We start from the raw sequence: 19,175 nt of genomic DNA on the forward strand, positions 1-19,175 counted from the left end.
GGACGTCACCTCATGGGCAGTTCGGGAGCTCGGGCATGTCGATGGTCACACAGATGAGAAGGGTGGCGACCGGGCAGCCGACCAGGCTCGGGGCGCAGACGAACCCCGCGGTCGCGGCGGGCCCGTCGTCCGCGGCCGCGGCCCCGGACAGCGCCTGGTCGTTGATCTCCTCGAGAATTCCGACGTTCATGTCACGCATGATCGAACTCCAATCCCGGAGTACATGGGTGTGTTCTGCTCATTCCTGCTTGAGTACGGCCGGATGTGCTTCACTTACACGATGCGCAGGTGACGACGGTGGCCAACGAGATCACTCCGCCGTCGCAGACGGGGGACATTGTCGGTCCACAGATGGTGATGATGGAGACGGACGGAGGGTTGTCGCCCGAGGCGACGAACAGGTTCTGGTCTTCGATCTCTTCGAGGATTCCCGCGTTCATGTCGGACATGGAAGCTACTCCCTGTTGCTCTCAGTGTTCAGGAGGCGTAATGCCTTCTCAATGGAGGACTGTGGCATTCCATGTCATCGACTTCAATTGGACTTTGGGGAGGGTGGTCGAAGGGAGTGAATGGTGCCTATGATCATTCCCTTTGAGGTTTCCATGAGAGGAGCCTGATCGGTGCGCATTTCTGTGCTCTATCCAGCGCAGCCCCGGAGCGGGAACGGCATCTTCCCCTACGCGGATCTGGTGCGCGAAGGGCTGGCCGATCGGTTGTGGATGGGTACATCGATCATCGCGGAAACGCACCAGCAGTTGGCCTTCCTGGCGGGCGCGGGGTACCGGATCCCGGTCGGTACCTCGGTGACGCTCACACCACTGCGTCATCCCTTCGAGGCCGCGGTGGAGGCCCGTTCCCTGGCTCTGTTGACGGAGCGACCCGTGGTGGCCGGTTTCGGGGCGTCCGCGCGGACGCTCGTCGCCTATCTCCTGGGATCCCCGTACGAGCGTCCGGCGACGGTGGTCGGTGACTATGTCCGCGATGTCCGGGCGTTCCTGGACGGGCGCGACGGCGCGCTCCCAGCGGTGGAACACCCCGGGGTGGAGGTCGGCGCGGGTGTGCTCCGCCCTGGCATGGCCAGGGTCGCGGGTGCCGCCGCCGATGCGGCCATCACGTGGTTGACGCCCCCCGCATACCTCTCCGGAACCCTGATCCCCGCTCTCGACGAGGGCGCGGCCGAGGACCGGGAGCGGCCGCGTGTGGTGACGGTCGTGCCCACCGCGGTCGACCGTCCGGGCCGGAGTGCCGTCAAGCTGGCCTATGCCGCGGCGGCCAGACACCTCAGCCTTCCGCACTACGTCGACATGCTTCGGAGGGCCGGTACGGACGTGCACGCCGATGATCCGGTGGCGGGGGCGCACCGCCTGGTCGATGACGGGAACTTCCTGTTCGGTAGCCGGGAACGGATCGCGGCCGGCCTGTTCGCATACGCGTGTGCGGGTGTCGACGAGGTCGTCGTCAACACGGCCGGGGTCCACCTGACCCTGGGGCCGAAGGCCGCCGTCGAGGACGCGGAGGAGATCCTACGGGCGGTGGCGGGTGGCTGCTGATTCGCCCCCTATTGGCCGGAGGTGCCGTCGACGGGACCACCCCAAGGTCCAATGGCACCCTCGCCCGGTGAGATGCCAGGATCCCTCTTGTCAGAAGGTCGGAACGTCCTCTCTGGAAGGAGAGTGAAGGTTCAAGGGGCGACGATCGTTCTGCACTTATCGAGTTCGCCTGGCCGTTTCAACTGCGAATTCAATGATTCCGCAGTGAAGGTACTTCTTCCATTGGACGCTTGTTGAGTGAAGTCCGTGTCAGGTGGATTCGGCAGTACGCGGATCGCCGTCGCCGCGAACTCGCGACCTTTCCCCCTCGCCGCGGTCCCACCCGTTCTCCGGTTCGCGGCGATAGAGCTGGCCCACGCGGTGCGTGAGTGTCCGAGGGCCATACCGAACCTCCGAAATCCGGGGGCTCAACAGAGTGTTGTGGAAAGGACCGTCATGAACAAGATCCACCTGGACAAGAGTACGGGTTTCGTCAACGAGGAGGAGTTGCTCCAGCTCGCCGAGCCGCCGGAGGGCTTCGTCGGTGAGGGTGGCGTCGAGGTCAACTCCACCACCATCGTCTGCGGCATCACGGCCGTTTCCACGATCACCGTCGGCGCGAGCGCCGCATGGGGTGATGCCTGCCCCACCACGGCCTGCACCTCGAGGTGCACGTCCAGTATCTAGCGGCGTCAGGGGCGTCCCGGCCGTGAGCCGGGGCGCCCCGTCGTGTACGGACCGACCGAGAGACGAGTCAGGAGAGAGCGCGTATGGCAGGGCGATTGGACGGCGAGTTCCTTCAAGGTCTGGTCGACGAGTGCGTCGACCGCAAGCGGGATGTCTTCGGTGGTTTCTATCGCTCGGTGCTCTCGGACTGCGCGCGGCGCATGCGGGCATGGGACGAGGAGTGGTTCGGGGAGGACGAACGGTTCGTCGACCTGCGAGGCGTCGCCGAGTCCGTCCTTCGTTCGGTCCTGGACCTGTGCGACGCGATCGGTGTCAGGACCCTCATCACGGTCTTCCGCTCGCAGGAGTACGGATCCGACCGCCCGCCCCTGGACTACCACGACTTCCACGACTTCGTCAGCCGGGGCGAGGGCCGCGGGGAGCTGCTCGGCGCCTTTCCTGAGTTGTCGCGCCTGTTCGACCTGGCGGCCGGGGGAAGGCTACGACTGGCCGAGGAGATCCTGCGCGCCGCGTGGAACGACCGGCGACTGCTGGGGAAGCGCTTCGGAACGAGTGGCCCGATCGTCTCACTGGAGCTCGCGTCGGGAGACTCCCACCGCGGCGGACGGACCACGAGCTTCGTGCGTTGGTACGACGGGACGTCGGTGGTCTACAAGCCGCAGCGCAGGAGTTGTCACCGACTCCTGGACGACGTGCGCGCCCTCGTCGATGAGGATCGCACCTTCTTCGGACCCCTGTGCCCGGAGTCGGTGACGCGGGCGGAGCACATGTGGCAGAGGCTCGTCTCGCACACGGACGTCGATGGAGAGCGCGGAGCCGAGATCTACTTCCGTCGCTTCGGACGGGCAGCCGCCCTGCTGAGCATGCTGGGTGCCAGTGACCTGCACCACGAAAACGTGATCGCCACGGCTGAGGGGCCGGTCGTGGTCGACATCGAGACCCTCGTGACCCTTCCCCACCGAGCCTCGTACACGTCGGACACCGCACTGGCCGCCGACGTCGAGGCATCGGTGCTCAACACGATGCTGTTCGCCGTCCGCAGTCCGGGGTCCAACATCGACATCGACATTTCGGCCATAGGTAACGTCCAACAGTCGGCTTCGCGCCGCCTGAGCACCTTTCTCGTCGTGGACGCCGGAACGGACGACATCAGGTTCGACGAGGTGCCGGCCGGGGTGGAACCCGGCCCGAACATGGCGACAGACGGTGGGGAGCGGCTTGATCCCCGGAAGTGGGCCGACGACATCGTCGCCGGGTTCCAGGAAGCGTGTGATCTCCTGTCCGACCGGCGAGAGGAGATCAAGCGCGTCGTGCGGGACTCGGGGGGCTGGTCGATTCGGCAGATCCTCCGCCCCACCTTCCTCTACTTCCGATTTCTGACCGCCTCCACCCATCCCGCCTACCTGCGCGACCGGCGGGATCGCGAGGTGCTGTTCGACAAGCTTCCCCAACGTCACCGCGGCGTCTCCGATTCCGCGGGGGGCACGGTGTGCGCGGAGGAGACCCAGGCCCTCCTCGACCTGGACATCCCCTTCTTCGAGGTCGGGTGCGACTCGAGGGCGCTCCTGAGCAACGGCGGTGAGGAGATTCCGGATGCCGTCCTGGCCACACCCCGGGAGGCAGCGCTCGCGCGCGTGGACTCGTTTCTGTCGCGTCCCCCCGCGCGTGATTCCGCCTACATCCGATACGCTCTCGCCAGTTCGGTGGACGACCTCGGGGAGGAGGGCCGTCCCAGCGGCTATGTGGCGACGGCCGGCCACAAGTCCCTTTCGGCGCTGAACGATCGCCGGCGGTGGCACGACGATGTCCGTGCCCTCGTCGTCGGCGGTCCCGAACGGCCGACCTGGCTCATGCCCACGTTCGACGGCGTCGGATTTCGCCTGGACTCCCTCAACACCCTCGTCTACGAGGAGGGAGGACTCCTGCTGTACTTCGCCGCAGCCGCGGCGGTCGAAGGGGAGCCGGTCCTCGGCATCGGGCTCGGTGACGCGTACACGTTCGGGGTGCGTAGGGGGGCGGCGCCGTCCAGGCCACAGTCGCTGTCTCCTTTCACCGGGGCCCTCTCGCAACGGGTGACCGGCCTCGAACTGGAGCGTGCGGGTGTCGGATTGAGCGACCCTCTTCCGGGGCCGACCATCGACCCGCACGGATTTCCGGACGTGGCGGAGCTCGGGGCCTCGGACTTCGACTACCTCAACGGCTTCGGCGGTTACCTCGTCTACACCGCCGAGTACGACGACCCGGACGGCCCCCGGGTCCTCGGGCTGGAACCGGAGCGTCTCCTCACCAGGCTCGTCGAGGTCGACGGGGCGCCGGAGGAGCATTCCGCGGATGTGGGACTGGCCCATGGGCGCTTCGGCCGCATCACCGCGATGAGCGCGATGGTAGCGGGGGAACGGGACGAGACCGGCCGCGCGAGGAAGCATCTGGAGCGCTTCGCTGCCGCCTACCTGCGGCACCGGTGGACCGACGAGGCCCTCGAGACCCCCTCCCACCGGAGCGGGTGGTGCAAGGGGTACGCGGGAGTGGCCTTCGCCATGACCAAGCTCCTGCGGGCCCTCGGCCACCCGGTCACGGAGGTGCGTGAGGCCATCGCCCCTGAAGTGGAGCATGTCGTCACGGGCGAGCTCGGACGGGATCTCAGCCTCTGCCACGGTGTCGCCGGACGGATCGCCGTTCTCTGCTGGCTCGCGGACCGACTCGACTGGCCGGAGCTGCGGACGGAGGCCAGGAAGCTCAACACCCGCTTCCTGGAGGAGTACGCCGACGGCGGCTGGTCGAGCGGGGCCGGCGTCGCCCCCGAGCTGGCCTCGTTCATGCTCGGGGTATCCGGTTGGCACTTCACCCAGATGATGATCGACGACTCGACGATCGAGCTTCCCGCGTGCCTGGGGGGCCGTTGAGGGGTGCCCGCCGTGTCCGCGAAGTCCGGCGGCCGTGCTCGAAAAGAATGGTCATCGATCGGCGGCCCCTGGTTCCTTTGCTCTCTTTCCCCAAGGTCCAATGGTGGCCTTGGTGGGTTGGTGTCAGGATTCTTCGCAGAGGGAGGAGTTTCCTCTTTGTTCGAATCTGGAAGTCAGGTGTTCGCCATGCCGAATATGAATGCCAGTATTTTCGAGGAGATCCAGGACCAGAAGCTGGACTCCGTCTTCGCCGGTGAGGCCGCCAACCCCGACAGTCTCTGGACCACGCAGAGCATCGCGTGGTGCATTGTCAGCCCGCTCGCGGGAAACCCCGGACAGGTGTGCACCGTCACTGTGGAGTGCCAGGACGTCTGCTGACGTTCTGTGATCTGATCCGAACGGGTGCGCGTGCTTCTGGTGCGCGCACCCGTCCGCCGTCTTCTTCGTCGGCGGCCCTGAACCGGCCGAGTCGGTGATACCTGAGGGCCGCTCCTGTACGGGCGGCCCTCCCCAAGGTCCAATGGTGGCCTTGGCGGGAGGGTGTCAGGATACGTCGTGCAGGGAGGAGAATCCTCTCTTTGAAAACCGGATGGACGGATATTCACCATGCCGAATATGAATGCCAGTATTTTCGAGGAGATCCAGGACCAGAAGCTGGACTCCGTCTTCGCCGGCGACGCCGTCAACCCTGACAGCATCGTGACCCACAACGTGCCTCTGAGCTGCACGATCACGACCTTCTTCAATAACGGCTACATCTGCACCGTTACCGTCGAGTGCATGAACGGTTCGGGCTGCTGACCCTCGACCGGGATCCGCTTGACCCGGGGTGGATGCGGGCATCCACAGGTCGGCATCCACCCTCCGCCCAGGAACCCGAGATCCTGATCCAGGCGTCTCGCTGATTCTCCATGTGAGATTCTTTTGTTCGTGGAAGAACAATGTCGTCCATCTTTATGGTTGTTCGTGAGGATTCTAGGAGTCGGAGCATGGTCAGAGTAGATTCGGAGTCGGTTTCCCGGGCGCTGGACTCGTATCTTCCGGAGCTCACCTCCGGCGAGATGCGGGACTATCTGTCGCGCAGGCTCGAAGAAGTGGACTCGGTTGCCGAAGGGCTCTCCGAAGCGGAGTTTCCCGCGCCGGCCTCCTATGATCCCGAACTGGACACCGATGGTCGGCTCGTGGACTATTTCCGGCACTTCGTCCTGGCGTGGACGCGTGACCTGGAAAGGGAAGTGTCCGGGTTCACCTGTCTCAGTGAGGACAACACGGTGTTCCAGGACCACGTGGCGGCACAGGTCCAGGTCGTAGCCGAGCTCCTGGTGCGCACCCTCCTTCAGGAGCTCTACCTGAGGAGATCTCGCGATCAGCTCCAGGGGGAATCCCCGGAAGGGCGCTACCGGAGCTTCCGGGAGTGGACGAACAGCGCCGAAGGACACAGGGAACTCCTGTCACGCTATCCGCGTGCTTTCCAGACGGCGTGCGCCAGCGTGCGGACGGCCGGGTCCGGGCTCCTGCACATCCTGTCCCAGGTCGAGCTCAACCGTGAGCGCCTGGACTCTCTGGCCGGTGTCACGGAGGGGGTCTTGATCGCCACCGTCGCGGCCGGTCGGGGCGACATGCACAACGGTGGCAGGTCCGTCGCCGAGATCGTCTTCGAGGACGGGGCGCGGATTCTGTACAAGCCGCGGCCGCTGGACTCCGAGGTCGGCTTCAACGCCCTCGTCCGCTGGTTCAACGAGCGGTTGGGGACGAGCCTTTCCACCGTGGAGGTGCTGACGTGCCGGGACGAGGGGTTCGTGGAGTACGTACGGGCGGGTGAGCCCCGCTCGGGCGAGAGGGAGTACTTCGCCCAGATCGGACAGCTCCTTGGCATCCTCTATCTGGTCAAGGCCATCGACATCCACTTCGAGAACGTGGTGACGTGTGCGGAGGGGCCGGTGGTCGTGGACACCGAGACACTGCTGACACCGGCGCTGCACGGCCTGGCTTCGGGCGACGCCCGATCCGCACGGGAGAAGGCCAACGCGGCACTCAGGGAATCGGTCTTCGGGATCGGTGTGCTCCCCTTCGCCATGAGGGCGGGAGAGTCCGGCGAGGCGGCTCTGGACGTCGGGGTCATCGGCTACGACCCCGGACAGCAGACCCCGTACAAGCACCTGCAGCTTCGCAACCCGGGGCGCGACGACATGTTCGTCGAACTGGCCCAGGGAACGTCCGCCAACGCCACCACGAACCTCTCGATCTCCAGGGCGACCGGCATGCCCGTGCGGGAGCAGCGGGACACCATCAAACGCGAGTTGCGGCGTGTCCTCGGGTACACGGCTTCCCACAAGGAGGAGGTCAGGGCTGCCATCGAGGAGTTCCTCGGGGACGCCTCGTTCCGCTTTCTCCATCACGCCACGTCGTTCTACAGCCAGCTCAGGCGCATGGTGACGCATCCGGACGCGATGGTGGATCCGCTGGCCCGCAAGGCCCTGCTCAGCCGGGTGTTCCTGGGGGCCAGAGGCAGGTACGAGATCGCCGAGGACGAGGCACGCCAGCTCGCCGAGGGGGATGTTCCCTACTTCTGCTACTCGGCGCGGTCCCGGGCGCTGCTGGCGGGAGACGGGCGGGTGGTCCTCGAGGACGCCTTCCACGAATCAGGGCTGGACGCCGCCCTGAACCGGATCTCCGAACTGGGCGACGAGGCCATCGATCGGCAGTCGACCCTGGTCGACCTCTCCTTCGTACCCAAACTCCTCGTGTCCGACGACGTCACCGGGTTCGCTCCCCGGCGATCGTCGGGAAGCGCACCCGTACGAGTGGATCGGAGCCGGCTTCTCGAAGAGGCGACTCGTGTCGGCGATGCGTTCGTCGACGGAATGGTCGACGGCCCCGATGACGGCCCCGCGGTGTGGATCGGCCCTCAGGTGGCGGCTCCCGAAGGGGAGGAGTGGAATCCCGGGGTCTCGGGATACGACCTCTACAACGGTATGCCGGGGATCGCCCTGGCCCTGGCCGGTCTGGCCCGTGAGACGGGGGAGGAACGCTTCCGGCGAGCGGCTCTGAGGGTCATCGAGCCATTCGAGCGCCTGCTGAGCGAGGGGCCGGGGGACCTGACGGGCACCGCTTACAGGGGCATGTGCGGAATGGACGGCATCGTCTACACCACGGCCACGGCCAGGCGCATCCTGGGTGGTGGCGGATTGTCCGTCGGTGAGTTGGCGCGCGCACTCCTGTGGGACATCGAGCCTCCGAAGCTGAGCGACTTCATCACCGGTTCGGCGGGGACACTGGCGATCTGCCTCTCCCTGCACCGCAACGCCGTTGGCGAGGACGACCGCAAGTTCACCGAGGAGGCAGCGAAGGTCTACGCCGCTCGTGTGATGAGTGACGCGGCCGAACACGGCACGGCTGACGGGCGGCTCACCGAGTACATCGGCTACGCGCACGGGGACATCGGGATCGCCGCGCCGCTGCTCGAGTACGCCTCCGTCTTCGGCGACCGCGACGCCGCCGAACGGGGCACGCGCATGGCCGCGGCGGTTCGCGACGCCCAAAGGGACCACACTCGGGACTGGCCCCGGATGTGGGAGGAGGTGGACGACTTCTCCTATGCCTGGTGCCACGGCGCACCGGGCATCCTCCTGGGTGCCCTGGAGGTGACGCGGCACGTGCCCGGCATCTTCCCAGAGCAAACGCTGAGCCGTCTGGCGGAACTGACCGTCACGCGAGGGTTCGGCACCAACCCGACGTACTGTCACGGCGACCTGGGCAGCCTGGAGACCGTCCTGCTGGCGGAACAGGTGTCCCCCGGGCTGTTCGGCGACGGCGTCGACGACCTCTATCCCCGGTTGTTCACCGACGTCATCGAGCGCTACTCGGAGCGGGCGGACACGAAATACGCCTACAACCACGGCTTCATGCTCGGCCAGGCCGGCATGGTCTGGTCCGTTCTCCGCCACCTGGACCCCGGGACCTACCCGTCGGTCGTCCGCCTGGAGTGATGTGCCCGGGGCGGGCGCTGAACCGGAGGAACGCGGGAGCACATCGAGTGGTGGGCGCTCGGCGGCTCAATGTGCTTCCTTTCGTCCCTCCCCAAAGTCCAATGGTCGTCTTGGTCGGTGTGTGTCAGGATTCTTGTGCCAGGGAGGATTCGCCTCCTCATGGGAATATGAAAGTCGGGTATTTATCGTGTTCGAAAAGAATGCAAGTATCTTCGAGGAGATCCAGGACCAGAGCCTGGACGGCATTATCGCCGGTGAAGCCGGTGTCAACACCATCAGCGTCACGAACCCCCTGATCGCCTGCGCGATTCTCAGTCGGAACAACACCGGGCAGTACTGCACTGTCACCGTCGAATGCAACAACCCTGGCAGCGTGTGCTGATCTTCTGAGATCCGGGTGGTGCGGGAACCCGGGGTTCTCGCACTCACCTTGTTCTCAATGAAGTGAAGTGTCCGGGATCGGGATTTCCGTGTGGTGCGGTCGGTAGTGAGAACTCTAGGAGCCTCAGAATGGTCAAGGTGGATCCGGATGCGGTGTCGCGGGTTCTGGACAAGTACCTTCCGGAACTGTCTTCCGAGAAAACGCGTGACCACGTGTTCCGCAGGCTCCAGGAAGCGGAAGCCGCTCCTGGAACGCTCTCCGATGAGGACTTCCCCGCACCAGGACCGTACGATCCCGAGCTGGACGCCGAGGGCCGGCTCGTGGACTACTTCCGGCACTTCGTCCTGGCGTGGACGCGTGATCTGGAAGCGGAGGTGTCCGATTCCTCCTGCCTCAGTGAGGACAACACGGTCTTCGCGGACTTCGTGGCGGCGCAGATCCCGGTCGTCGCCGAACTCCTGGCGCGCACCCTCCTCCGGGAGCTGTTCCTGAGGAGGTCGGGCGAGCTGCTCCAAGGTGAGTCTCCGGAGGAGCGCTACCGGAGCTTCCGGGAGTGGACGAACAGCGCCGAAGGCCACCGCGAGCTCCTGTCACGCCATCCGCGTGCGTTCGAGACGGCGCGTGACCGCGTGCGGACTGCTGGGACCGGGCTCCTGCACATCCTGTCCCAGGTGGAGCTTCACCGTGAGCGCCTGGACTCCCTGCCCGGTGTCACGGCGGGATCCGCGGTCTCCGCCGTCCTGGCAGGTCAGGGGGACACGCACAACGGCGGCAGGTCCGTCGCCCACGTCGTCTTCGCCGACGGGGGGCGCGTTCTGTACAAACCCCGGCCACTGGACTCCGAGGTCGGCTTCAACGCCCTCGTCGGCTGGTTCAACGAGCGGTTGGGGACGAGCCTGCCCACGGTGGCCGTGCTCCCCTGCCGTAACGAGGGATTCGTGGAGTACGTGCGGGCGGGTGATCCCCGCTCCGGTTCCGGGGAGTACTTCGCTCGGATCGGACAGCTTCTCGGCATCCTCTACCTGGTCAAGGCCATCGACATCCACTTCGAGAACGTGGTGACCTGTGCCGACGGTCCGGTGGTCGTCGACACCGAGACACTCCTGACTCCGAGACTGGTCACCCAGGAGTCGGACACGGACCGGTCCGCGACGGCGGTGGCGCATTCCGCGCTCGGGGAGTCCGTCACCGGTATCGGTGTCCTTCCCTTCACCATGAGGAAGGGGAAACCCGGGGAGGCCGGCATGGATGTCGGGGTCATCGGCTACGACCCCGGGCAGGAGGTTCCTTACAAGAGTCTGCAGTTCCGCAACCCCGGGCGCGACGACATGTTCGTCGAGCTCGCCCAGGGCACGTCCGCCAACGCAACCACGAACCTCTCGGTGTCCAGGGCGACCGACCTACCGGTACGTCAGCAGCGGGACACCGTCAAGCGCGAGCTGCGGCGGGTCCTGGAGTACGCGGCCTCCCACAAGGAGGAGGTCGCGGGCGCCGTCGAGGAGTTCCTGAGCGGTGCCCCCTTCCGCTTCCTCCACCACGCCACGGTGTTCTACAGCCAGCTCCTGCGCATGGTGACGCATCCGGAGGCGATGGTGGACCCGCTGGTCCGGAAGGCCGTGCTCAGCCGGGTGTTCCTGGGTGCCAGGGGGACGTACGAGATCGCCGAGGACGAGGCGCGTCAGCTCGCCGAGGGGGACGTGCCCTACTTCTGCTACTCGGCGAACTCCCGGGCACTGCTGGCGGGGGACGGCCGGGTCGTTCTGGACGACGCCTTCGAGGAGTCCGGAATGGACGCCGCCCGCGCACGGATCACCGGACTGGACCGGGAGGCCATCGATCATCAGTCGACCCTGGTGGATCTCTCCTTCGTCGCCAAACTCCCCCTGTCCGACGACGTCACCGGGTTCACTCCTCTGCGATCGTCCGGGCCCGCGCCCGCCCGGGTGGACCGGTCCCGGTTCCTCGAGGAGGCCGTCCGAGTCGGTGACATGCTCGTGGACGGCATGATCGACAGCCCTGACGAGCGGTTCCCGGCGGTCTGGCTCGGCCCCCAGGTCGCGGCCCCCGAGGGCGAGGAGTGGACCCCCGGGGCCTCGGGATACGACCTCTACACCGGCATGCCGGGGATCGCCCTGGCCCTGGCAGGGGTGGCTCGGGAGACAGGGGAGGAGCGTTTCCGGCGAGCGGCCCTGAGGGTCGTCGAGCCACTCGAGGGCCTGCTGCTCGGGGGTTCGCTGCGCACGTTGAGCGGAGTGGTCGGTGGCATGTGCGGCCCGGACGGCATCGTCTACACCGCCGCCACGGCCAGGCGCCTTCTCGGTGGCGGGGGGACGAGCGTCGGTGAGATGGCCCGGGTACTCGTGTCGGACACCGATCCGCCGAACCTGGCCGACTTCGTCACCGGCTCGGCGGGAACCCTGGCGATCTGCCTCTCCCTGCACCGGAACGCCACTGACGAGGAGGACCGCAAGCTCACGGCGGAGGCGGCCGAGGTCTTCGCCGGCCACGTGATGGCCTCCGTGCGCGAGAGCGGTGCGGCCGACGGCCGGGTCACCGAGTACACCGGCTACGCCCACGGTGCCATCGGGATCGCGTCGCCACTGCTCGAGTACGCCTCCGTCTTCGGGGACCGGGAGGCCGCCGAGGCGGGCACGCGCATGGCCGAGGCGGTGCGCGACGCCCAGAGGGGGCACGATCGGGACTGGCCCCGGGGCTGGGACGAGGACAGGGTCTCCTATGCCTGGTGCCACGGAGCACCGGGCATCCTCCTGGGCGCCCTGCAGGTGACGCGCCACGTCCCCGGACTCTTCCCCGAGGAAACGCTGGGCCGCCTGGCGGAACTGACCCTGGCACGGGGCTTCGGCAACAACCCGACCTACTGCCACGGGGACCTGGGCAGCCTGGAGACCGTCCTGCTGGCGGAACAGGTGTCCCCCGGATTGTTCGGCGACGGCGTCGACGACCTCTACCCGCGACTGTTCACCGAGGTCGTCGAGCGCTACTCGGAGCGGTCGGACACGAAGTACACGTACAGCAACGGCATCATGCTCGGGCAGGCCGGACTGATCTGGTCCATCCTCCGCCACCTGGACCCCGAAGCCTATCCGTCGGTCGTACGCCTCGAATGAGACGACCGTGCTCCGGACGTGCGGTTCTCCCGAAGGCCGAACCGGACGTCCGGAGACCCGTTCAGCCGAGGTCCTCGGCTTCCGAGGAGTCTCGCCGAGTCAAGTGAAGGAGTTCTCCGTGGACAGGAGCGGTTCTCTGCTCGGGTACGGAGCCGGTCGCGTCCCCGCGACCGGCCTTCCTCTGTGTGTTGGAGGCCGTTGATGCGTACACGTCGTGTGCGGGAAGTCCAGCAGTTCACCCAGACCGAGTGCGGCCTCTGCTGCATCGCGATGGTGTTGTCGGCCTACGGTTCCCGCGGAACGGTGTCGCCGCTGCGTCGCGACCACGAGACGGGGCGGGACGGCCTCTCCCTCAGGGACGTCGCCACGATCCTCCGTGACTACGGCATGGCGGTCCGGTCGTTCCGCGCTTCGACGGGGAAGCTGAACGAGCTGCGGTTCCCGCTCGTGGCCCACTGGAACGACAACCACCTGGTGGTCCTGGAGGAGGTCACGGAGAGCTCGGTCACCGTGGTCGACCCCGCCTCCGGGCGCCGCAAGTACCCGATCGAGGAGTTCGAGAGCCACTACAGCGGCATCGTCCTCGAGGCGACCCCCACCGACGCCTACCGTCCGGTCACCCATCGGGACCCGAACGTGTGGCGGGAGTTCCTGCGGTCGCTGGCGGGGGCGAAACGGACCCTCGCCCAGGTCTTCGCGCTGTCCCTGCTGCTCTACGCGTTCATGCTGTGCGTGCCGATCGGGGTCCAGTTCGCGATCAACGGCCACGACGCGTACTTCGCGAACACGTCGGTGGGGCCGGTGCTGGCGATGTTCGTCCTGCCCATGGCGTTCTACTACCTCATCTCCTTCCTCCGGAGCCTGTGCATGGCGTCGATCATCCGCCGCCTCGGTGAGGAGATGATGGGCAAGGCGTTCGGGAAACTCCTGACACTGCCCTACAAGTACTTCGCCGGCCGGTCCCAGGGTGAACTCATGTACCGGTTGGCGAGTATCGCCTCGGTGCGCGACATGATCTCCAGTCAGGCGACGGCGGTGATACTGGACGTCGGGAGCCTCGTCGTCGTCTTCGGCTACATCTTCTTCCGCTCCCCCCTCCTCGGGGCGGTGGCCTTCGCGGTCTTCGTGTGCATGGTCGCGGTGGCCGTGGCCAGCTATCGTCCGATCCGCTCGGTGACCGACCGGGAGATCGGGGCCAGCGCCGAGTCGAACAGCCTCCAGATGGAGGCCCTGTCCTCGATCGAGACGCTGAAGGTCTCGGGGATGACCGGGCCCTTCCTCGACAACTGGCGGGAGGTCTACGCGGGGGCGATGAAGCGGACCTGGCGGCGGATCGTCCTCCAGGGGGCCGCCTCCAGCGGGTACTCCGCGTTCCAGGTCTTCGGCCCCCTGATCGTCCTGGTGACCGGGCTCTGGCTCGTCCACGAGGGGCGGTTGGACCTGGGATCCGCGGTGGCCGTGCAGACCCTCACCGCCACCAGTCTCGGCATGGTGACGTCCCTCTCCGGGGCGTTCACCCAGCTGATCACGGCGAACGCGCAGGTGGACCGGGTCGGAGACATCCTGAACCACCCGTCCGGGAACGAGATGCCCGGCGACCGGCGACCGGCGATCACCGGGGAGATCTCTCTGAGGAGTGTGGACTTCGCCTACCCCGGCTCCAAGGTGCCCGTCCTGGAGGACGTGTCCTTCGACGCCCCGGCCGGCTCCCGGGTGGCGATCGTGGGAAGCACCGGTTCCGGGAAGAGCACGCTCAGCAAGCTCCTGATGGGGCTCTACCCAGTGGGATCCGGCGAGATCAGGTTCGACGGTGTTCCACTGACCGAGATCGACGCCGACTGGTTCTACCGGCACGTGGCCTACGTTCCCCAGGAGATCTCACTGAGCAACCGGTCGATCGCCGACAACATCGGGTTCGGTCTGCCCGACGTCGACTTGGAGACGGTTCGGGAGGCCGCTCGTGAGGCCCAGATCGACAGGGACATCGAAGTGATGCCGCTGGGTTACCACACCCAGGTCAAGGAGATGGGCGGAAGCCTGTCCGGTGGACAGCGACAGCGCCTCGCCATCGCGCGTGCGCTCGCGAGGCGGCCCCGGGTGCTCGTCCTGGACGAGGCGACGAGTTCGCTGGACACGGTGACCGAGGCCATGATCTCCGGAACGCTGGACGGACTGGCGTGCACGCGGGTCATCATCGCCCACCGGCTCTCCACCATCATGAACGCCGACCTCATCGTGGTCCTCCAGGAGGGAAGGGTCGTGCAGACGGGACGGCACGAGGAACTGGTGTACGCCCCGGGTCCCTACCAGGCACTGGTGAGGTCGCAGGTCGACGTCAGGGCCTGACGGCCGTCACGGGCAGCGGAGCGAACCGAGCGGGAGAACGGAGGACGTATGGAACGGTCACGGGCCCTGGAGATCCTGTTATGGGCGTGCGCAGCCGTCTGTGGGGTGTGCGCGGTGATCACGCTCATCGTCCAGGACAACACGGGTGCGGCCGTGGTTGTCGGCGTGGCGGGCGTGATCACCGCCGTCAACGCCTCGACGCAGCGGGCTCGGCGGCTGGGCGAGTAGGTTCGAGCGGAACGCCCGGCCAGTAGTGACCGCAGGACGCCCTCCTCACCCAGCCCCACGCCGTAGCCGCCCATGACCGCCTGGGTGGCGAGAGGCACGGGACGTCAGGACGGTCTGGACGGCCTCTGGTCCAGGTGGTGCGGAACCGGCCGCGAAAGAACTCCGAGAAAAAATCAGGGAGGGTGTCGATCCGCGCGGGGCCCGTTCGACGTGTGGATGAGAGCGGGGGAGAACGAGCCCCCCACACCACGAGAGGCGAACACCATGCGCTACCTGATGTCGATCATGTCCAGCCCCGAGTCCGAGGCCGCCGACTACGAGGTGGGACCCGAGGTCTACGAGGCGATGGCCAAGTACAACGAGGACCTCGTCAAGGCCGGCGTGCTGCTGTCCGGCGAGGGCCTGGCCCCCACGGCCGAGGGCGCGGAGGTCGTGTTCCGCGACGGCGAGGTGACCGTCACGGACGGGCCCTTCACCGAGGCCAAGGAGTTCATCGCCGGGTACTGGGTCATCCAGGTGTCCTCGCGCGAGGAGGCCCTGGAGTGGGCCAAGCGCGTCCCGCACCCGCCGGCGGGCAGCGGCGCCGAGATGAAGCTCCAGCTGCGCCGGATCGGCGAGCTGGAGGACATGGACGAGATGCCCGAGGAACTCAAGGAGCGCGAGCGGGAACTGCGCGCGAAGGGCTACTAGGGCCTGTTTGGTAACTGGTGTGATCAGGGGCAAAAGCACCGATCCGGTCACGCCAGGCGTGTCACCCCGCACATAGGCGAAGCCTTCGGTAGATGAGTCAACGACCAAGAAGACCAAGCCCACCGAAGGCTTCGCTGTGACCCTACCCGGCCCCGGGCGCGGTGACCTCACCGACGCCCAATGGTCTGTGCTCGAACCGCTCCTGCCCGTGCCGGCCACCGGCCGTCCGCCCTCGCACTCCAAGCGCACCCTGATCAACGGCATCCGCTGGCGTGTGCGGACCGGTGCTCCCTGGCGCGACGTACCCGAACGCTACGGCCCCTGGCAGAGCGTCTACGACCTCTTCCGCCGCTGGACCCGCAACGGCACCTGGGCCCAAATTTTGGACGCCCTGCGCGCCCTGGCCGACGCGGCGGGCCTGATCACCTGGCAGGTCAACGTCGACTCCACCATCGTGCGCGCCCACCAGCACGCCGCCGGAGCCGCGAAAAAGGGGACCGGGAAGATCACGGAACGGACGAGCCCGACGACCATGGGCTGGGACGCTCGCGGGGCGGGTGGACCACGAAGATCCACCTGGCCTGCGAGCAGCGCCAAAAGCCCCTGTCGGTGCTGGTCACGGCCGGCCAGCGCGGGGACGCCCCCCAGTTCGAGACGGTCATGGAACGTATCCGGGTGGCCGGGCACGGGCGGAGCGGGCCCGCGCGCACCCGGCCGGTGCGGGTGCGCGCGGATAAGGCCTACAGCTCGAAGAAGATCCGTGCCTACCTGCGCAGACGCAAGATCAAGGCGACTATTCCCGAGCCTGCCGACCGGGTGCGCAACCGCAAGCGCAAAGGGGGTCGGGGCGGGCGCCCGCCCGGCTTCGACAAGGTCGATTATCGGGCCCGGCACGCGGTCGAGTGCGCGATCAACCGGCTCAAACGCAACCGGGCGGTGGCCACGCGCTATGACAAGCTCGCCCTTCGCTACGAGGCCACCATCCAGATCGCTGCCATCAACGAATGGCTCTGACTTTCCAAACAGGCCCTAGCCCCCACGGGTCCGGCCCGCGCGACTTGCGGTGAGGTGGCTCACGGTGCTGTGATGGCTCCGTGAGCCACTCGGACGCGACACGCGCGGTGGAGGCGGTCTGGCGGATCGAGTCGGCCCGCCTCATCGGTGCGCTCAGCCGCATGGTCGGCGACGTCGGCCTGGCGGAGGAGTTCGCCCAGGACGCCCTCGTCAGCGCCCTGGAGAAGTGGCCGGAGGAGGGCGTGCCCGCCAAGCCCGGCGCCTGGCTGACCACCGTCGCCAAGCGCCGCATCCTCGACCGCTGGCGCCGCGACGAGCGCTTCCAGGACCGCATGGTCGAGCTGGGGCGCGAGATCGACGAGCGCGACGGCCAGGCCGAGTTCGACGCGGTCCTGGAGGAGGACTACGGCGACGACCTGCTGCGGCTGATGTTCGTGTGCTGCCACCCCGTCCTCACCACCCAGGCACGGGTCGCGCTCACCCTGCGCATGCTCGGGGGGCTGACCACCGACGAGATCGCCCGCGCCTTCCTAGTGCCCGAGGCCACCGTCGCGCAGCGCATCGTGCGCGCCAAGCGCACCCTCGCCAAGAGGAACGTGCCCTTCGAGGTCCCCGTCGGCGAGGACCGCGACGCCCGGGTCGAATCCGTCCTGGAGGTCGTCTACCTCGTCTTCAACGAGGGCTACGTCGCCACGTCCGGCACCGACTGGACCCGCCCCCGGCTCAGCGAGGAGGCGATGCGCCTGGGCCGGGTGCTGTGCGACCTGCTGCCCAAGGACCACGAGGTCCACGGCCTGCTCGCCCTCATGGAGCTGAACGCCTCCCGCTTCCCTGCCCGTGTGGGCCCGGACGGCGCACCCGTGTCGTTGGACAAGCAGAACCGCGGCCGGTGGGACCGCCTGCTGATCACCCGCGGTCTGGCCGCCCTCGCCCGGTCCGTCCCCGACGACCCCGGGCTGCCCCGGGGCCCCTACTCGCTCCAGGCCGGCATCGCCGCCCAGCACGCCGTCGCGCCCACGGCCGCGGACACCGACTGGTCGGCGATCGCGGTCCTGTACGAGGATCTGGTGAGGACCACCCGCAACCCGGTGGCCGAGCTCAACCGCGCGGTCGCGGTGTCGATGGCCCTGGGGCCCGAACCGGCGCTGGGCATCGTCGACCGGCTGCGGGAGGTCCGGGCGATGGCGGACTACCCCATGCTGTCCGCGGTCCGGGGGGACCTGCTGGCCCGCCTCGGGCGCGCCGACGAGGCCCGCGCGGAGTTCGAACGTGCCGCGCGGCTCACCCGCAACGAGAGCGAGCGCGCCCTGCTGCTGGGCCGTGCCGGCGCCGTCTGACCGGGCGGTTCACGCCCCTTGGCGGCGGGTCACGCTCCCGCGGTGGCGGCGGGCCGCCGGGCCGCCACGGGCGCGTCGGCGGCCACGGCCTCCGCCAGGTCCGCCAACCGCCGCCGGGTGAGGTCGTCCACCGGGGTGATGGTGACGAGCTGGACGCTCCGGGACCGGTCCAGCCAGAGCCGGGTGAACCGGGTCCGCAGCAGGCCGACCCACGGATTGTGGAAGCCCTTGACCCGGGTGTCCGAGCGCCGCACGTCGCGGCGGTCCCACAACTCCTGGAAGAGCGCGGACCCCCCGCGAAGCCGGTCCACGAGGCCGAGCCACCGGGGGTCGTCGAAGTGGCCGGCCATCGACGCCCGCAGGCGGGCGACGATGCTCGCCGACACCAGTGCGTGGTCCTCGTAGCGCTCGGCCCACAGCGGGTCGAGGAAGTTGAGCACGGCGCAGTTGCGGTCGCGGGTCGGCCACTGCTCGATGTCGCTGATCAGGTGGCGGTAGGCGCGGTTGTAGGCCAGGACGTCGAACCGGGTGGTCTGGATGCACGCGGGCAGCGGGAGGAGCTGTTCGAGCACGGTCAGGTGGTCCTCGGTGACCGCGTGGTGGCTGGTGTCGTCGAGCGTGGCCTCGCTCCCGGCCAGGCTCAGCAGGTGGGCGTGCTCGTCGGGGTCGAGCCGCAGGGCGCGCGCCACGGCGTTGAGGACCTGGTCGGAGGCGTTGATCGGCCGCCCCTGTTCCAGCCACGTGTACCAGGTGACCCCCACGCCGGCGAGCTGCGCCACCTCCTCGCGCCGCAGGCCGGGCGTGCGCCGCCGCCCGAGGGCGGGCAGCCCGACGTCGGCCGGGGTGACGCGCTCGCGGCGGCTGCGGAGGAAGGCGGCGAGCTCGCGCCTGCTCTGGTCGGCCATGGGGCGGCGTCCTCTCCGTCGGTCGGTGGAGCGTGCT

14 protein-coding genes and 1 pseudogene are annotated in these 19,175 nt (G+C 67.8%); 12 read left to right on the forward strand and 3 right to left on the reverse strand.

Features of this window, described 5'->3' with window-relative positions; all coding sequences use genetic code 11:
- Nucleotides 1–10: 10 nt before the first annotated feature.
- Nucleotides 11–190, reverse strand: a complete 180-nt coding sequence (locus HNR10_RS17430) for a hypothetical protein (RefSeq protein WP_179824879.1) — start codon at nucleotides 188–190, stop codon at nucleotides 11–13.
- A 79-nt stretch (nucleotides 191–269) separates the two neighbouring features.
- Nucleotides 270–449 (reverse strand): hypothetical protein, encoded by a 180-nt coding sequence (locus HNR10_RS17435; protein WP_179824881.1) that lies wholly within the window; start codon nucleotides 447–449, stop codon nucleotides 270–272.
- 171 nt (nucleotides 450–620) lie between these two features.
- Between HNR10_RS17435 and HNR10_RS17440 the strand changes: the two genes are divergently transcribed.
- From HNR10_RS17440 to HNR10_RS17495, 12 genes and pseudogenes are all read left to right on the forward strand, one after another.
- Complete coding sequence (locus HNR10_RS17440) at nucleotides 621–1,550, forward strand: LLM class flavin-dependent oxidoreductase (RefSeq protein ID WP_312889318.1); 930 nt, start codon at nucleotides 621–623, stop codon at nucleotides 1,548–1,550.
- A gap of 435 nt (nucleotides 1,551–1,985) precedes the next feature.
- Nucleotides 1,986–2,216 (forward strand): class II lanthipeptide, LchA2/BrtA2 family, encoded by a 231-nt coding sequence (locus HNR10_RS17445; protein WP_179824883.1) that lies wholly within the window; start codon nucleotides 1,986–1,988, stop codon nucleotides 2,214–2,216.
- An 83-nt stretch (nucleotides 2,217–2,299) separates the two neighbouring features.
- A complete protein-coding gene (lanM, locus tag HNR10_RS17450) occupies nucleotides 2,300–5,119 on the forward strand; it encodes a type 2 lanthipeptide synthetase LanM (RefSeq protein ID WP_179824885.1) in 2,820 nt (939 codons plus the stop codon).
- A gap of 186 nt (nucleotides 5,120–5,305) precedes the next feature.
- Nucleotides 5,306–5,497, forward strand: coding sequence for a plantaricin C family lantibiotic (locus HNR10_RS17455; RefSeq protein WP_179824887.1), 192 nt, complete (start codon nucleotides 5,306–5,308; stop codon nucleotides 5,495–5,497).
- 237 nt (nucleotides 5,498–5,734) lie between these two features.
- Nucleotides 5,735–5,920, forward strand: coding sequence for a plantaricin C family lantibiotic (locus tag HNR10_RS17460; RefSeq protein WP_179824889.1), 186 nt, complete (start codon nucleotides 5,735–5,737; stop codon nucleotides 5,918–5,920).
- Between the two features lie 188 nt (nucleotides 5,921–6,108).
- Nucleotides 6,109–9,108 carry a type 2 lanthipeptide synthetase LanM gene (gene lanM, locus HNR10_RS17465; protein ID WP_179824891.1) on the forward strand — a complete coding sequence of 1,000 codons (3,000 nt, stop codon included), beginning with the start codon at nucleotides 6,109–6,111 and terminating at the stop codon, nucleotides 9,106–9,108.
- Nucleotides 9,109–9,295: 187 nt separating this feature from the next.
- Nucleotides 9,296–9,490: a plantaricin C family lantibiotic gene (locus HNR10_RS17470; RefSeq protein WP_179824893.1), complete on the forward strand. Its 195-nt coding sequence runs from the start codon at nucleotides 9,296–9,298 to the stop codon at nucleotides 9,488–9,490.
- A gap of 212 nt (nucleotides 9,491–9,702) precedes the next feature.
- Nucleotides 9,703–12,618, forward strand: coding sequence for a type 2 lanthipeptide synthetase LanM (gene lanM, locus HNR10_RS17475; protein WP_179824895.1), 2,916 nt, complete (start codon nucleotides 9,703–9,705; stop codon nucleotides 12,616–12,618).
- A gap of 201 nt (nucleotides 12,619–12,819) precedes the next feature.
- Nucleotides 12,820–14,964, forward strand: a complete 2,145-nt coding sequence (locus tag HNR10_RS17480; RefSeq protein ID WP_246406280.1) for a peptidase domain-containing ABC transporter — start codon at nucleotides 12,820–12,822, stop codon at nucleotides 14,962–14,964.
- A 492-nt stretch (nucleotides 14,965–15,456) separates the two neighbouring features.
- Nucleotides 15,457–15,882 carry a YciI family protein gene (locus tag HNR10_RS17485; protein WP_179824897.1) on the forward strand — a complete coding sequence of 142 codons (426 nt, stop codon included), beginning with the start codon at nucleotides 15,457–15,459 and terminating at the stop codon, nucleotides 15,880–15,882.
- Nucleotides 15,883–16,018: 136 nt separating this feature from the next.
- A pseudogene (locus HNR10_RS17490) lies at nucleotides 16,019–16,896 on the forward strand (IS5 family transposase).
- 80 nt (nucleotides 16,897–16,976) lie between these two features.
- Nucleotides 16,977–18,233, forward strand: coding sequence for an RNA polymerase sigma factor (locus HNR10_RS17495; protein WP_179824898.1), 1,257 nt, complete (start codon nucleotides 16,977–16,979; stop codon nucleotides 18,231–18,233).
- Between the two features lie 29 nt (nucleotides 18,234–18,262).
- Here HNR10_RS17495 and HNR10_RS17500 read toward each other — a convergent pair whose 3' ends face one another.
- Nucleotides 18,263–19,138 (reverse strand): helix-turn-helix transcriptional regulator, encoded by an 876-nt coding sequence (locus HNR10_RS17500; RefSeq protein WP_179824899.1) that lies wholly within the window; start codon nucleotides 19,136–19,138, stop codon nucleotides 18,263–18,265.
- Nucleotides 19,139–19,175 lie beyond the last annotated feature (37 nt).

This window comes from Nocardiopsis aegyptia (assembly GCF_013410755.1).
In the GTDB taxonomy this organism is placed as follows: domain Bacteria; phylum Actinomycetota; class Actinomycetes; order Streptosporangiales; family Streptosporangiaceae; genus Nocardiopsis; species Nocardiopsis aegyptia.

Coding starts and splice junctions, on each gene's coding strand:
- HNR10_RS17430 (WP_179824879.1), bottom strand. CDS start 190: ATGAACGTCGGAATTCTCGAGGAGATCAACGACCAGGCGCTGTCCGGG.
- HNR10_RS17435 (WP_179824881.1), bottom strand. CDS start 449: ATGTCCGACATGAACGCGGGAATCCTCGAAGAGATCGAAGACCAGAAC.
- HNR10_RS17445 (WP_179824883.1), top strand. CDS start 1,986: ATGAACAAGATCCACCTGGACAAGAGTACGGGTTTCGTCAACGAGGAG.
- lanM (WP_179824885.1), top strand. CDS start 2,300: ATGGCAGGGCGATTGGACGGCGAGTTCCTTCAAGGTCTGGTCGACGAG.
- HNR10_RS17455 (WP_179824887.1), top strand. CDS start 5,306: ATGCCGAATATGAATGCCAGTATTTTCGAGGAGATCCAGGACCAGAAG.
- HNR10_RS17460 (WP_179824889.1), top strand. CDS start 5,735: ATGAATGCCAGTATTTTCGAGGAGATCCAGGACCAGAAGCTGGACTCC.
- lanM (WP_179824891.1), top strand. CDS start 6,109: ATGGTCAGAGTAGATTCGGAGTCGGTTTCCCGGGCGCTGGACTCGTAT.
- HNR10_RS17480 (WP_246406280.1), top strand. CDS start 12,820: ATGCGTACACGTCGTGTGCGGGAAGTCCAGCAGTTCACCCAGACCGAG.
- HNR10_RS17485 (WP_179824897.1), top strand. CDS start 15,457: ATGCGCTACCTGATGTCGATCATGTCCAGCCCCGAGTCCGAGGCCGCC.
- HNR10_RS17500 (WP_179824899.1), bottom strand. CDS start 19,138: ATGGCCGACCAGAGCAGGCGCGAGCTCGCCGCCTTCCTCCGCAGCCGC.